Raw genomic sequence first — 14,236 nt, forward strand, 5'->3', positions numbered from 1 at the left:
TCGATAAAGGATCAACCATGAACAAAAAAACTCGTAAACAAAAATTAAAAGTCATAATGAAAATCGTAGTGTCCGTTGTCGTTCTTTTATTAATAGGAGGAATGTGGCAATACAATATGATGAATAAAGAATCACAAATGTTTTTGCCGCAAGGAAAACGATATACAATAAACTCGCATGACATGCACGTATACAGTGTTGGAACTGCTGGTAGCCGAACCATTGTTTTTGTTGCTGGGTCTGGTACGCCTAATGCTTTTACCGATTTTTACTACTTACAAAACGAACTGCAACAATATGCGAGAACCGTAAGTTTTGACCATGCTGGTTTTGGTTGGAGCGAGCAAACACATATCCCAAGAACGATTGATACATTAGTTGATGAACTGCATGAATTGCTTAAAAAATCAAATGAAACCGCGCCCTATGTTTTAATTGGACACTCGCTCGTATCATTAGAGGTGCTTCGTTTTGCACAACGATACCCTGATGAAGTTGAGCAAATCATTTTATTAGATGGCGGCAGCCCTGAATATTATGCAAATGCTGGGGAGTTGCAGCCCTATTTGATAAATCGCTTTATGGCAGGTCTGCGTGTAACTGGAATAGCTAGAGCTTTAGGAAATATAGGCATTTTACTTCCATTTACCGCTGAGAACATACGTAATCAACGGCTCCCAATCGAATGGAAAGCCATTGATTTATCCATGTATTATAATCATATTGGAGAGTCCAATAATTTGAGTGTCATAAAAAATATGAATGAGAATGCTCGTGCTGTATTAGATGGCGGTTAYTTAAAAGTCACTCCGCTGCTTATTTTATCTTCAGATAGCGGACACGAGTGGGCGAAAGTGCAGCGACAGCTTTTACAATGGTCCAGCCTTAGTAAGCAAGAAACTATTTCTGATTCTGAGCATTACATTCATTGGTCCAATAGAGAAGAATTATTGCAAAAAATAGTGAACACAATTAATAATAATTAAAGCTAATTTTTAAAATATGGCATTCATACTAGAAAGCATCTTCAACTATTTCTCGGGAAATGAATTATCCAAAGCTTCCTTATATTTATTCTCTTTGTAGCCAATAACCTCAGACATGACATCACTTATACTTTTGCCTTGTTCTCTCATCTCGTCTACATAAAAGTCCGCTTTTATTCTGCCCTTATGAACAATAATGGCACGGTCGATAACATGCTCAATTTCTTCTATTAAATGTGTCGTGAGCAGGATCGTCTCATCGCCTTTTAAATTGGAAACCATCAGCTTTAAAAAATCCTTTCTAGTGAACATATCTTTGCCCTGAAAAGGTTCGTCCATCAGCATATATTTTGCGTCCTTAGCAAACCCCGCACAAATTTCAAGCTTCAGCTTTTGCCCTTTGGAGAATGTTTTGATTTTTTGCTGCGGTTCAAGCTCATAGAAGCTGATCAGCTTGTCAAAATGTTTTCTATTGAATCTAGGGAAAAAGCCAGCCAAAAACTCTGCATACTGAACGGGTGTCAGATCAGGAAGGAAGCTGCCTTCCTCTGTAATCAATGCAATGTTGTCATATTGCTCCGTTACTGGTCTGCCTTCTACTGTTATGGTACCATTCTGAATTTCTCCGATTCCCATAATCGCCTTCAGCAATGTTGTTTTTCCGCTGCCGTTACCGCCAAGAATACCAACGATTTCACCTTTGTTTATCGTTAAGCTATCCACGTATAAGTACTCACTGCTTCCATGATAGCGCTTTTCCACATATTTCAGCTCGATCATCCATGCCCCTCCTGCCTGCAAACCTTTTATTCAATCTTGAGGTTATCGTAATACCTATACTCTGATTGGCTGTATCCAAACCCGCCTGGCAGCGGCGATAGATTCATCGCTCTAATATTATCGTCATTCAGATCAGTCATAAGCTCGCCTTTGTAGAGCAATGTAGAGGCTTGATACACATAAATCATAAATCGTTTAGGAAGCACAATATCATATTGAAGCTGACTTTCATCTTTAGGCTTGCTTCTCATTGTTTTGACGACATATAACTTATCGTTACGATAGCTCATCGCGAGCATACCGCTGAAATTGTCCTCTTCTCCGTCCGCAAAGCTTTCTTTTATCGTTTCGTTTAATTTCATTTCACTCGATAAATGAAAGCTAAACATTGTTTTATTATTATTGGCAACAGCATCCTCTGCTGAAGAGGATCGGCTAAAACTCAGATTTAGCGTGTTCTGATCGTGATCGCTAAATGCTTCATAGTTTTCATAATAGGTATCCCCGCTCGGATTATTGAAAGAGCTCGCTCGATCCCGTCCTGCCAAGTAAAAATGAGGAACTATTGTCTCACCTAATTGCTTCCCGCTGATACTGTCATATGCACGAGTAATAAGCTGGTTATCTTCAACTGCAATTAATGCCAAGCTGCTGCCAACGGCTTCTAATCCAAGAATTTCAATGCTTGAATTTGGATTGTCTTTGTTTTTATCCAGGCTGAAGGTTGCCACGGTACGCGGCTTCAGGCCTGTGTCTCCGGTTATGCCTCGATAACCCCAATTATCTGAAAACTTTAACTCATAGATTCCGTTCTCTCCTATGTAATGCGTTGTCGTTGGCAATGTAAAATATACGTTATCGCCAATTTTGGCAAGTCCATATTCGAGAGCATTCGTATAAGTGACGCTATTATCCTTCTGATCCGCTCTATTATAATGAACAGGCGGGTTAACCGTTGCCGTACCGATAGGAATGGGAATCGTGTTCCTTCGATCACGAGCAACGATTTCAAAAAGCGGTCCAGTATTCGAAATATCATATTCAATGCCATTCATTATTTTAGCATTTCCCGGAATAAATCGTTTTGGGGTTTGCTGCTGCGTCTGCTCAAATAACACGGTACTCGTTTTCACTTGACCTTTCTCAATACGGAAGCTAGTGCGATGGCTCCCATCCTTCAGCTCTCCACCTATGACTGCATCCTCAATCGCTTGACGTGAACCCTGCAAATCTTTTAAATAAAATGTCCCTTGATCCTTCTTCGCGTTTATACTGCCGGACATTATCCCTATGACAGCTATCGCTGCAATTAGAGCAACAAGAACTGCATGATTTTTCAGCTTTTTCATAGCGATCCCATCCTTTCTTAAGCGATAGCTGCTTTTTTTATTAGCTTGATGCTGTGCCATATGAAAAATCCACTTAAAATAAGCATAATTGAACTGCTAATATACAAATGACTTGGTGCTGCATAAGAATAGGATTCACTCATTCGATAGCTCAGCACTTTAATTCCCACTATAACCGCTACTCCAATAGCGACAAAACCCCAGTACCTTTTGCTTCGTTCGCATAAAGCCCCGTAATATAGAGCTGTTGTGATCATAAATAAAATACTTGCTGAGGATAAGATTCTACTTAGGTTTAATGGCATGATGATTCGAAAAAAATCAGAACGGATAACCGCTAAAAAAAGTCCATTTGTCATCGAAAAGCGGCCTTCACCATAGCTTGCAAACTTCGCCGATACCACATCGTATCCAAGCTTTATGCTAATTAGCTGCGACCCGAGCAGCATGAGCAAGCAAATGACAAAAACAACGATTTTGCTAAAATAAATCGATTCACGCCTTACAGGCAGTGATAAAAACATGTATATACTTTTACTGCTCCAATAACCTGCATAAATCGTCTTTAAGAAAAATCCGCATGCTGCTGCTATGCATAGGAGGAATACGATGATGCAGCCTGAAGAGGCATAAATATGTTCATAGCGCTCGTGAACGGTATATTCACCATAGTCTTTGACAAACATGTGGAGCAGATAAAGAGGGATAACGATTACAGCTGTGCAAAGCAACATTATCGCTTTCAACCAGGTTGAAAATTCATATTGCAGCAATCGATAAAAGGTTCTCATGATACCACCTCAATTGTATTATAGTAGTAGTACAGATACGCCAAAAAAAACTATTCCCAACGCTCGCTAATGAGGGAAATGACTTGTTGGAACGACAAATGAATCTCCTTAGCGGAGCCAATAAACGCTTTCACTAACTCATCCGTCAGCTCAGCTTCAATTTGCTTTAAGATCGCCTCATCTACATAAATGACACTGCCGAGCGTACTGCTCGTGCGAACATATCCTTCGTCCTCCATAAGCTTAAAAGCCTTTTGCACTGTATTCGGATTAATGTTCAGTTGTGCAGCTATTTCTCGCCTAGACGGCAGCTTATCTCCCGATTCAGCCTTCCCCAGCAGTATTTGCCTCTTCACATACAATGCGGCCTGCACGTATACGGGCTCCTTGTTGTTTAGCTTTAATTCATAAAAATGTAGCACGTACACATCACCTGCCTTATCTCTTGGTTGTATTATTGCACTAGTACAATTTAATTGTCAATATGTAACAAAAAAAGGAGCATGATTTTGAAATCTGCCCCTCCTCTTCAATGATATGAAATAATCCTTTCAAAACAAACCTTTTAAAAATGAAACCGTTTCTTTATTTCTGCTTTAAATTGCCGATCCGAAAAAATAATCATGCCGATGATCGTGAGCAATGAGTACACAATCGCTGCCACACTTGGCCAAATGACATCCGCTAATTGAAAAATAAATAAAATCGCAGGACATAGGCTGATAAAAAACATCGCTAATAAATAACCGATATCATTATGCCATAACGATTTTTTTATAATGGCGAGCAGAGTCATCATAAAAGTTGCTGCCATACCAAAGAGCGGAATGGCATAGGTGGTTGACCACTTCATAAACCCAACAAAAATATCGATTACGAGTAAAAAAAGCGCTAAAATCGCGTAATGAAACAATATCTTTTTGCCGATATGTGCCTTTGACAATATCGTATCTTTTACGATCACCCATGCATAGATTAACCCGGTCGTCACAATCGCAGACCACAATTTAGGATTGAGCTGCAACGTTAATAAATTAATCGTAATCGAGAGTACAATAGCCGATATCGTTAAAAACAAAAATAGCTTCGTACGTGTAAATACGGCTGTTTCTTGATGTAATTTTGCATAGGAGGGGTACTCTGACGCACTATTCCCGCGATTCCCAAGAGGCCTCGAGCATAACGGACAATAGTCGTGCTGATCGTCAACACTCACATTGCATCGATTGCATAACCTCATCCATTCCTCCCCCAATCATTTGAATATACTCTCACGTCAAGCCCAGCCTGATCCGCTAAATAAGAGAAAAAATATTGCAGTATATCGGCTTCTACAATACTTCTTGTAAACGTAATCGTCAGCTTATCATTAACGGTACAGACGCCGCAGCTTACTGGGCTTTTATTCGAAGGATAGACTACAGCCTCAATAACGTCGATATAGTCATACATTTGCTGCGGCAAAATGATGTTGCCAATATTGGATAACGTCATCGTTCTTCTGCTTTCTCCTAATGTGCGAAAACCAAAATCAACAAACCAGCTTTTGAGAAACAAAGGAATAAAAAGAGTAGCTTTATTGCGCTCGAGCGCTACATTGTTATAAATAATATTTTGCAAATTTTCTTTTCCAGTTTTCTGCTTTAACATTTCATTTACTCGAATAATGAGCTCATCAAATGAAGCGTCCTCGGTTACTTTTATTCCGATATTTACAACGCCAAAAAAATTGCGAAGCGTTCGCGACGGGAAGGCTTTGCGTAAATTGGCTGGAATTGATATGACCACCGGGGCATTTTGCTCACTAAATTTAATCCTTGTTTGATAAATAGAGTAAATGAGCAATGTCGTTAAATACGCTGTTATCGTACAGCCCTTTTGCTTGGCAAGTGCATTCAATGCAGAAGCACTAACAACGCCGTGCACTACATATTTTCCGAAATGCTCGAAGCGTGTACCTTTAACATGATAAGATTTGCTCGTTATCACTCGTTCAACATAACAATCCTTGTAATACCTGCGAAAGCTGTCCTCCATATCAAGCACATCCACTCCAGTATCCGCGAGCAAAATATTTCCTTCAGGATCGATGTTTTCCCCCAAATATATGAGGTAATAGTATAAAAGTGATTTTAAAAATTCAATGGTTCCATTGCCATCCGTAAGGGAATGAAAAACTTCAATCGATACTCTATTTTGATAATATAAAACCTTAAATAAGTAGCCATTGTTCGTATTGGGATCAATATCCCGGCATGGATACTGCTCGTCCTCTTCGATCACAATTTTCTCCGTATTTACATCCAAGTAATTCCAAAACACACCTTTACGTAGTTTAACGGTAAACATCGGAAAACGATCAAATACGGTATCAGCCGCTTTCTGCAAGGCGTCAGCATCTATTCTATCCTTCAATACGGCTGAAATTCGATAAACAGAGGTGTTTTTTGTATTCGTAACGGATGGAAAAAGCTTTGCAGCATTATCGAGCTTATACCATTTGTTCAATTGGAATTTCTTCCTTTCTAGATTCATGCTGTTTAGCTCTTGTTTGTATAATCAATCGAATTTAATTACAATGAAAATCATAAACTCTTGTGTAACATAAGAGTCAATAGGAGCAGATTGACATGAGGACATACTACTCTATCGGAGAAACTGCCAAACGAAGCAGCACGACCATAGAAACCTTACGGCATTATGACAGAATTGGCTTGTTGAAGCCTGCAAAAGTAGATGTTCACACGGGTTATCGCTATTATTCAGATGAGGAATTGGTTTATCTGAACGTGATTAACTTTTGCAAACAACGAAGTATGCCTTTAAACGATATTAAAGAGTTGTTCGCAAATGACCATTATGAATATATTATTCCTTGTCTAATAGCGACTGAAGATAAAATAGATCAGGAAATTAAACAACTGCAACAAACTAAAAAATTGCTTTTAGCTTTGAGAGAACAGTATGAAACGCGTACGACACTAATACCTGAGCAGCTTTCCGATCATATTTTTTCAAGCAAAATGATTCCAAAAAGAATGATCTTAACGTTTCCTTCTATCCAGCAGCCGAGCATTGAAAATTTCCAGCAGCTGCAAGATCTGCTCCTGCAATATAGCAGTGACGGCGAGGGAGGTTCATTTATTTTCGAACATTCAGCATTTATATTGACGACATTAGAGAAAGAGCAGTCTGAAAACCATTCTGTCCTATTTGGTGTCTGTGAAAAGTGGCCCGCTGAGGCAGACAATATGGCCGCATTGCCAGCCGGAACGTATATTTATGGTTATTGCTCCGAAGAGCAAAAACCATTGGCCATGCAAAATATGATAAATGATGCAAAAACGAAATATGATGCTGAACTAGCATTTATTGTCCAATCGGTTATTTTTACAGGCATTTTTCAATGGGTATATGAGCTTCAAGCGTTATTGGTGCCCTGTTCAGAGTAAAATGCAAACGGGACTGTCTCTCAAGGTCATAGACCTTAAGGGACAGTCCCGTTTTTTGTAAAATTAAATATAGTCCATAATAAGTCCAGCCGTTTCTTCTATCGCTTTGTTCGTCACATTGATAATGACGCAGCCTAATTGCTTCATTAACGCTTGCCCGTATTCGAGCTCTTCTATAATACGCTGAAATGTTGCATATTGGGACCCCGTAGGAAGTCCAAGCACTTTCAACCGCTCCGTGCGGATATTAAGAATATGCTCAGCATCCATTGTAAGTCCAATGATGCGGCGGCTTGGAATTTTGAATAGCTCCATAGGTGGATTGACCTCTGGCATGATGGGCAAGTTCGCGGATTTTATGCCTTTATGCGCCAAATAGATACTTAACGGCGTTTTTGATGTACGGGATACGCCAATCAGAACGACCTGGGCTTGCAGCATGCCGCGGGCATCCCGACCGTCATCATATTTGACAGCAAACTCCATCGCTTCTATTCTCCGAAAGTAATCCTCATTCATTTCATGGAGCAGGCCCGGTTGTCGTTTAGGTGTATTTCCATACGTGTCCACAAACGCCTGAAGCATCGGACCCATAATGTCCACTGCGCGAATTTGAAATCGTGTGGCTTCTGCTTTCATCATCTCGCGCAGTTCAGGCTGGACTAGCGTATAAGCGATAAAACCACCCTTTTCTGCCGTTTCCTTAACAACTTGCCGAACCTCATTTACGCTTCGTATATTGCTGAACCGCCTGACCGTAACTTGCTCTGGGTTAAATTGACGAATGGTCGCCTGAGCAACCGCCTCGGCGGTTTCGCCAATTGAGTCAGAGCAAATGACTAAATATTGCTGCTCATTGTGCATCATTGTTTTCCGAATTTCAGCTTAGCTTGAGCCGCAGCTATTCTTGCCAGAGGCACCCGGTAAGGGGAACAGCTGACATAATCTAATCCCGCGTTGTGGCAGAAAAAGATCGATTCCTTATCCCCGCCATGCTCCCCGCAAATGCCTGTTTTGAGCTGCGGTTTAAGCGATCGGCCTTTCTGAACAGCCCATTCGACTAAGAGGCCAACCCCTTCGGTGTCCAGCACCTGAAATGGATTTACAGGTAATATCTCATGGTCAACATAATGACTAAGAAACTTGCCCTCCGCATCGTCCCGACTATAGCCGAAGGTCATTTGTGTCAGATCATTTGTACCAAAAGAGAAAAAGTCAGCATGCTCGGCAATTTTGTCTGCGGTTAACGCCGCTCTAGGCACCTCGATCATCGTCCCTATTTTATATGATATGTGTTCATTATCTGGGCCAAGCACCGTATCAGCAGCACCTTCAACAAGCAATCGCATCACTTTCAGCTCGTTCGCATGCCCCACAAGAGGAATCATAATTTCAGGTAAAACGTGAATGCCTCTATTTTTACAATTCACTACAGCATGGAATATCGCAATGGCTTGCATTTCGTAAATCTCGGGAAAAAGAATACCTAAACGACAGCCTCGTTGTCCAAGCATCGGGTTCATCTCTTGCAGATTGCGCACCTTGCGTATAAGAGCATCCAATGCTTGCTTTTCGCTGACATGCTCGTGAACATTTGCAACTAGGAGTATTTTCTGCTGTCTCACGACCAGCTCCTCCAAATGCGGTAAAAATTCGTGTAAAGGTGGGTCGAGCAACCTTATTGTTACAGGAAAACCATCCATCGCGGTAAATATACCTTCGAAATCGCTTTGCTGCATCGGGAGAAGCAAATCGAGTGCTCGTTGCCGCTCCTCCTTCGTATCTGCTAGGATCATGGCTTGAACGACAGGCAAGCGCTCCGCGGACATGAACATATGCTCCGTTCTGCATAGACCGATGCCTTCTGCGCCGAATGCTCTTGCTTTCTCGGCATCCTCCGGTGTGTCGGCATTCGTTCGAACGGCCAAATCGCGGACTTCATCCGCCCATTCGAGCAGCTCCTCCAGCTCCACGCTAATTTCTGGTTCTTTGAGCGTCACTCCGCCCAAAATTACGCGTCCAGTGGAACCGTCCAGCGTAATCCAATCGCCTTCACGTACCGTGATTTCGCCGGCAGTGAATAACGCATCATCTTTATCGATGCGAACTTCCTCGCAGCCGCATACACATGGCTTGCCCATTCCCCGAGCCACGACGGCGGCATGGCTTGTCATCCCCCCGCGGCTTGTTAGCACGCCTTCGGCAGCGATTACGCCGTGAATATCTTCCGGACTTGTCTCTGCGCTAACAAGCACAACCCTTCTACCTTCGCGCACCCATTCCTCAGACTTGTCAGCATCAAAAACAACTTGCCCTGTAGCTGCTCCCGGCGAGGCTGGCAGTCCCGTTGCCAGCACATCCAGCTTAGCATCCTCATCAATTGCTCGGTGAAGCAATTTATCCAAATGCTCCACCTCTATTCGAGCGAGCGCCTCCTCCCGCTTCAGTATGCCTTCCTTGGCAAAATGAACAGCTAGCTTAACCGCTGCTTGTGCCGTTCTTTTCCCATTTCGTGTCTGCAAAATGAACAGTGAGCCGTTCTCCACCGTAAATTCAATATCCTGCATATCCTTATAATGAGCTTCCAGCTTTGCGGCTGTTTCTACAAGTTGTTTAAATACTGCTGGCATTTCCTGCTCCAGCTTTGCAATCGGCAGAGGTGTTCGCACGCCAGCGACAACGTCCTCACCTTGGGCGTTGATCAAGTACTCCCCGTAGAGCATCTTGGCGCCCGTTGAAGGATTCCGGGTAAACAATACGCCTGTTCCGCAGTTATCCCCCATATTGCCGAACACCATCGATTGAATATTTACTGCTGTTCCTTGATAATCTGGAATGTTATACGCTTTCCGATAGACGATTGCCCGGTGATTGTTCCACGAACGAAATACCGCTTCGACGGCTAGCTCAAGCTGGGTGTAAACATTTTGCGGAAACGTTTTTCGCGATTTAGCTTCTATTAACTGTTTATAGGAAACAATCAATTCCATCCAAGCCTCTGCCGGCAAATCCTTATCATCTTCTATAGATCTGCTTAGCTTCAATTGATGCAGCAATGATTCAAAATATAAACCTTCGATATCAAATACGACGTTGCCGAACATTTGGATGAGTCTTCTATAACAATCATAAGCGAAACGCGGGTTTCCCGTTTGACGAGCAAGCGCCTCTACCGTAACATCGTTCAGCCCTAGATTAAGAATAGTATCCATCATTCCAGGCATTGAATTAACCGAGCCCGAGCGTACTGATACCAGCAGTGGATTCTCATCCCCGCCGAATGATTGTCCTTTCAGCTTTTCCACTTTCATTAAAGCATTCCGGATTTCCACGAATAGACCTTCCGGCAAAAGCTGCCCTCCAGCATAATAAGCTCTGCAAGCCTCCGTTGTAACTGTGAACCCAGGAGGAACTGGAAGTCCGGCATTCGTCATTTCTGCTAAATTAGCACCTTTTCCTCCGAGCAAATGCTTCATCCCTGCGTTGCCTTCATGAAAGAACAGCACTCTATTGCTCGTCATCACTCGTGCCTCCTTGTTTTCTCCCGGAATTGTAATTCGTGCAATTGGCTTGACCGCACTCCAAGTAATAGACCGTTACTTTTTCAGTATCCAAGGTATCAATGACTGAATCGCAATGCTTACAGAGTATCACTCCCATTTTTACCTTGCAGCGGTTTGTTTCCATCCCTCTACACCTCCGATAGAATGTGGATTGCATGCCCATTGTGCCAAATCCATGACTCTGCAGGAATAAGCCCACTCATTGTCATACCATGCCAAAACCTTTAATTGGTCTCCGCTCACCATAAGAGATGAACCATCGATAATAGCTGAAAATTCATTTCCAATGTAATCCGATGAAACAAGCGGTATATCGACTACATCAAGATAAGATTTTAAGCTCGTCGCAGCGGAAAATACAAAAGCTTGTTTTACTTCCTCATATGAAGTCTTTTTGTCCAGATGAACAGTCAAGTCAACTAACGATACATTAGGAGTCGGAACACGTACCGAGATACCTTGAACGAGCGAAGCTAAGTGCGGCAGTACATCAGTAAGCGCTTTACCTACTCCGGTTGAAGTGGGGATAATGGATTGTGCACATGCACGCGCACGTCTAAGATCTTTGTGAGGATTGTCCATATGATTCTGATCACTGGTGTAGGAATGTATCGTAGTCATCCATGCCTGCTTTATGCCGTAAGCTTGATCTAGCACATCTAGCACTGGAGCAACACAGTTTGTCGTACAAGAGGCTGCGGAGATAATGCGATGTCGATTCGAATCAAAGCGATGCTCGTTAACTCCCATCACAACCGTAAGGTCGGCTCCCTTGCAAGGAGCAGTAATCAGTACCGTCTCGGCACCTGCCGCAATATGTTTTGATGCACCTTCACGATCAGTAAACTTACCCGTCGCATCAATTGCCAGCCTTACGCCAAGCTCCTTCCAAGGAAGCCGCGAAGGATCTTTTTCCGTCAAATATTTAATCTTATTATTATTAATCAGGAGATCTCCATCTTGTACAGATACATCTGCATCCCAGATGCCATGTACCGTGTCATATTTTAATAAATGTGCAATGGTCTCAACAGGATAGGTTGAGTTGACCGCTTTAACCCTCAGTCCTTTCATTTTTTTGGAAAAAGCTCTGCGTATAAGTAATCTGCCAATTCTACCCGTGCCGCTAATGCCTACTCCAACCTCCATTACCATTACCCCCTGTTATGATTTGAATCTATATAATACATAACATATAAATAATTAGTACGCAATATATAATTATATAAGACGCATAAATCGCATATTATTTACTAAGTTTTTATATATGCGTCATATACTGAAGTGAGTATGAATGTTAAGACGATTTACGCACGCCACTTGATCGACTCTTTTTGTTGATTGTACACCATTTTGAATAATATTGACACCATGTCATAATTATAATATAGTTATCTAAACAATAGTAGAATTTACTCAAGAAGAGGTGACATAATTGAAAGCGATTACGCAGGATTATTCGTTAGAATACGCCAAACAATTAGATCATATGGATGAGCTGGCACATTTGCGCGAAGAGTTTTATGTACCTGATGGCATGATTTATTTAGACGGAAATTCGCTTGGCCTCATTTCCAAACGCGCTGAACGAACGATGCTTGAGATGCTTGAGTCTTGGAAAACACAAACGATCGATGGTTGGACCCAGGGCGAGCGCCCATGGTTTTTCTTGCCTGAATCCCTTTCCAAACAGATGGCTGCCCTTGTCGGGGCAGATGCGGAGGAAGTGATTATAACAGGTTCTACATCGACGAATATTCATCAGCTTGTGTCGACCTTCTATCAACCATCAGGCAATCGTACGAAAATAATGGCAACTGATCTCGATTTTCCGACCGACATTTATGCTCTGCAAAGCCAGCTTCGCCTAAAAGGGTATGATCCCGAGACACATCTGGTTCGTGTAGCCAGCCGTGATGGCCGGATGATTGAAGAAGAGGATATTATCGCAGCAATGTCCGAGGAGATCTCTGTTATACTGCTTCCTACCGTTCTATATAGAAGCGGACAATTACTAGATATTAAACGTCTAACAGCAGAAGCACATGCTCGTGGTATTATAATTGGGTTTGATGGCTGTCATTCGGTAGGCTCTATTCCTCATTATTTCAGTGATTGGGACGTGGATTTTGCGCTGTGGTGCAATTATAAATATTTGAATGGCGGACCGGGCGGCGTTGCCTCTCTTTATGTGAACAAGAAGCATTTTGGCCGTGTTCCTGGTTTAACGGGTTGGTACAGCTCTAATAAAAGCAAGCAATTCGATATGGAGCACAATTTAACAGTCGAGCACACTGCAGGCGCTTACCAAATCGGAACGCCGCATATATTCAGCATCGCACCGCTCATTGGAGCATTGGAAATTTTTGAAATGACTTCGATCGAACAAATTCGCGAGAAGTCACTGCATATATCACGCTACATGGTTGAGTTAATTAATCATGAGCTGCCGGGTCTTGGTTATGTGCTTGCAAATCCACAAGAGGATGACCGCCGCGGCGGCCATATCAGCTTGGAGCACGATGAGGCGATTCGAATATGCAAAGCTCTGAAGCAAAATCATGTCATCCCCGACTACCGTTCTCCGAACGTCGTGCGCCTTGCACCAGTTGCTCTCTACACGACCTATGCAGATGTTTGGCAAACTGTACAAATTCTCAAGAACATCATCGTAGAGAAGCAATACGAAGCATTTGATACCAAACGCGGCGTTGTTGCCTAGTTGACTAACCGAATAACAATTGTAACGAAGCCCCCTCTCCGCAAATAGTGGAACGGGGGCTTTTGAAGAAAGACGGTAGACATTATTACGGAGTTTATTAATAGTATGGAATGAGTTTCAATCACCGTATAAAAAACGCAACTGGTCAGCCTACTCACTCATCCCTCCTCCTACATGTTCTAACGAACCCCATAGGCGCTATTTGATCAAATTAGGCTTGTTTTATTTTCTAACGAATCCCACACTCGCTATTTACCTAAGTTACCTCACATTTGGACATCATTTTGAGCAATAACGCCTCTGGAGTTCGTTAGCGTTCAGAAAACACAATTTTCTGCCCAATAGCGTCTACTGGGTTCGTTAGGAATTGGTAGACTAATCACGCAACCTAGCTCCTACCTCGACACATTCTAACGAACTCCACAGGTGCTATTTGATCAAATTAGGCTCGTTTTATTCTCTAACGAACCCCACACTCGCTATTTACCTAAGTTACCTCACATTTGGACATCATTTTGAGCAATAACGCCTCTGGAGTTCGTTAGCGTTCAGAAAACGCATTTTCCTGCCTAGTAGCGTCTTCTGAGTTCGTT

At 42.4% G+C, this 14,236-nt stretch carries 13 protein-coding genes; 3 read left to right on the forward strand and 10 right to left on the reverse strand.

Translation table 11 applies throughout. The features are described 5' to 3' along the window. Nucleotides 1–17: 17 nt before the first annotated feature. A complete protein-coding gene (locus AC1DM9_RS29285; protein WP_477583596.1) occupies nucleotides 18–986 on the forward strand; it encodes an alpha/beta fold hydrolase in 969 nt (322 codons plus the stop codon). Nucleotides 987–1,031: 45 nt separating this feature from the next. On the opposite strand, the gene AC1DM9_RS29290 is transcribed toward AC1DM9_RS29285, so the two are convergent. The 6 genes from AC1DM9_RS29290 to AC1DM9_RS29315 form a co-directional block, all read right to left on the reverse strand. After that, nucleotides 1,032–1,766 carry an ATP-binding cassette domain-containing protein gene (locus tag AC1DM9_RS29290; RefSeq protein ID WP_477583598.1) on the reverse strand — a complete coding sequence of 245 codons (735 nt, stop codon included), beginning with the start codon at nucleotides 1,764–1,766 and terminating at the stop codon, nucleotides 1,032–1,034. Between the two features lie 26 nt (nucleotides 1,767–1,792). Beyond that, complete coding sequence (locus AC1DM9_RS29295; protein ID WP_477583600.1) at nucleotides 1,793–3,115, reverse strand: hypothetical protein; 1,323 nt, start codon at nucleotides 3,113–3,115, stop codon at nucleotides 1,793–1,795. A 17-nt stretch (nucleotides 3,116–3,132) separates the two neighbouring features. Beyond that, nucleotides 3,133–3,906, reverse strand: coding sequence for a hypothetical protein (locus AC1DM9_RS29300; protein ID WP_477583603.1), 774 nt, complete (start codon nucleotides 3,904–3,906; stop codon nucleotides 3,133–3,135). A 50-nt stretch (nucleotides 3,907–3,956) separates the two neighbouring features. Beyond that, a complete protein-coding gene (locus AC1DM9_RS29305; RefSeq protein WP_477583605.1) occupies nucleotides 3,957–4,280 on the reverse strand; it encodes a GntR family transcriptional regulator in 324 nt (107 codons plus the stop codon). Between the two features lie 191 nt (nucleotides 4,281–4,471). Then, nucleotides 4,472–5,146, reverse strand: a complete 675-nt coding sequence (locus AC1DM9_RS29310) for a DUF6320 domain-containing protein (protein WP_477583607.1) — start codon at nucleotides 5,144–5,146, stop codon at nucleotides 4,472–4,474. Further along, a complete protein-coding gene (locus AC1DM9_RS29315) occupies nucleotides 5,143–6,414 on the reverse strand; it encodes an alcohol acetyltransferase (RefSeq protein WP_477583609.1) in 1,272 nt (423 codons plus the stop codon). The genes AC1DM9_RS29310 and AC1DM9_RS29315 overlap by 4 nt, the downstream gene beginning before the upstream one ends. A 122-nt stretch (nucleotides 6,415–6,536) precedes the next feature. Between AC1DM9_RS29315 and AC1DM9_RS29320 the strand changes: the two genes are divergently transcribed. Continuing rightward, nucleotides 6,537–7,358 (forward strand): MerR family transcriptional regulator, encoded by an 822-nt coding sequence (locus AC1DM9_RS29320; RefSeq protein WP_477583611.1) that lies wholly within the window; start codon nucleotides 6,537–6,539, stop codon nucleotides 7,356–7,358. 63 nt (nucleotides 7,359–7,421) lie between these two features. Here the strand turns inward: AC1DM9_RS29320 and AC1DM9_RS29325 are convergent, their stop codons facing one another. From AC1DM9_RS29325 to gap, 4 genes are read right to left on the reverse strand one after another with little or no spacing between them, the layout of a single operon-like run. Beyond that, complete coding sequence (locus AC1DM9_RS29325) at nucleotides 7,422–8,222, reverse strand: pyruvate, water dikinase regulatory protein (protein ID WP_475449700.1); 801 nt, start codon at nucleotides 8,220–8,222, stop codon at nucleotides 7,422–7,424. Further along, complete coding sequence (gene ppdK / locus AC1DM9_RS29330; protein WP_477583613.1) at nucleotides 8,222–10,879, reverse strand: pyruvate, phosphate dikinase; 2,658 nt, start codon at nucleotides 10,877–10,879, stop codon at nucleotides 8,222–8,224. Before ppdK ends, AC1DM9_RS29325 begins: the two co-directional genes overlap by 1 nt. Continuing rightward, the gene (locus tag AC1DM9_RS29335; RefSeq protein ID WP_477583615.1) at nucleotides 10,866–11,084 is read right to left on the reverse strand and encodes a GapA-binding peptide SR1P; all 219 of its coding nucleotides are present in this window, start codon (nucleotides 11,082–11,084) and stop codon (nucleotides 10,866–10,868) included. The genes ppdK and AC1DM9_RS29335 overlap by 14 nt, the downstream gene beginning before the upstream one ends. Beyond that, nucleotides 11,021–12,070: a type I glyceraldehyde-3-phosphate dehydrogenase gene (gene gap, locus AC1DM9_RS29340; protein ID WP_441885300.1), complete on the reverse strand. Its 1,050-nt coding sequence runs from the start codon at nucleotides 12,068–12,070 to the stop codon at nucleotides 11,021–11,023. Before gap ends, AC1DM9_RS29335 begins: the two co-directional genes overlap by 64 nt. Nucleotides 12,071–12,356: 286 nt before the next feature. On the opposite strand from gap, the gene kynU reads away from it, so the two are divergent. Further along, nucleotides 12,357–13,643, forward strand: coding sequence for a kynureninase (gene kynU / locus AC1DM9_RS29345; RefSeq protein WP_477511108.1), 1,287 nt, complete (start codon nucleotides 12,357–12,359; stop codon nucleotides 13,641–13,643). Nucleotides 13,644–14,236: the final 593 nt, after the last annotated feature.

It is taken from the genome of Paenibacillus sp. 01T431 (genome assembly GCF_056398625.1).

Excerpts from the sequence above, each read along its gene's own strand:
- AC1DM9_RS29300 (WP_477583603.1), bottom strand. The coding sequence starts at position 3,906 with ATGAGAACCTTTTATCGATTGCTGCAATATGAATTTTCAACCTGGTTG.
- AC1DM9_RS29320 (WP_477583611.1), top strand. The coding sequence starts at position 6,537 with ATGAGGACATACTACTCTATCGGAGAAACTGCCAAACGAAGCAGCACG.
- AC1DM9_RS29310 (WP_477583607.1), bottom strand. The coding sequence starts at position 5,146 with ATGAGGTTATGCAATCGATGCAATGTGAGTGTTGACGATCAGCACGAC.
- gap (WP_441885300.1), bottom strand. The coding sequence starts at position 12,070 with ATGGAGGTTGGAGTAGGCATTAGCGGCACGGGTAGAATTGGCAGATTA.
- AC1DM9_RS29335 (WP_477583615.1), bottom strand. The coding sequence starts at position 11,084 with ATGGGCATGCAATCCACATTCTATCGGAGGTGTAGAGGGATGGAAACA.
- AC1DM9_RS29290 (WP_477583598.1), bottom strand. The coding sequence starts at position 1,766 with ATGATCGAGCTGAAATATGTGGAAAAGCGCTATCATGGAAGCAGTGAG.
- AC1DM9_RS29295 (WP_477583600.1), bottom strand. The coding sequence starts at position 3,115 with ATGAAAAAGCTGAAAAATCATGCAGTTCTTGTTGCTCTAATTGCAGCG.
- ppdK (WP_477583613.1), bottom strand. The coding sequence starts at position 10,879 with ATGACGAGCAATAGAGTGCTGTTCTTTCATGAAGGCAACGCAGGGATG.
- AC1DM9_RS29325 (WP_475449700.1), bottom strand. The coding sequence starts at position 8,222 with ATGCACAATGAGCAGCAATATTTAGTCATTTGCTCTGACTCAATTGGC.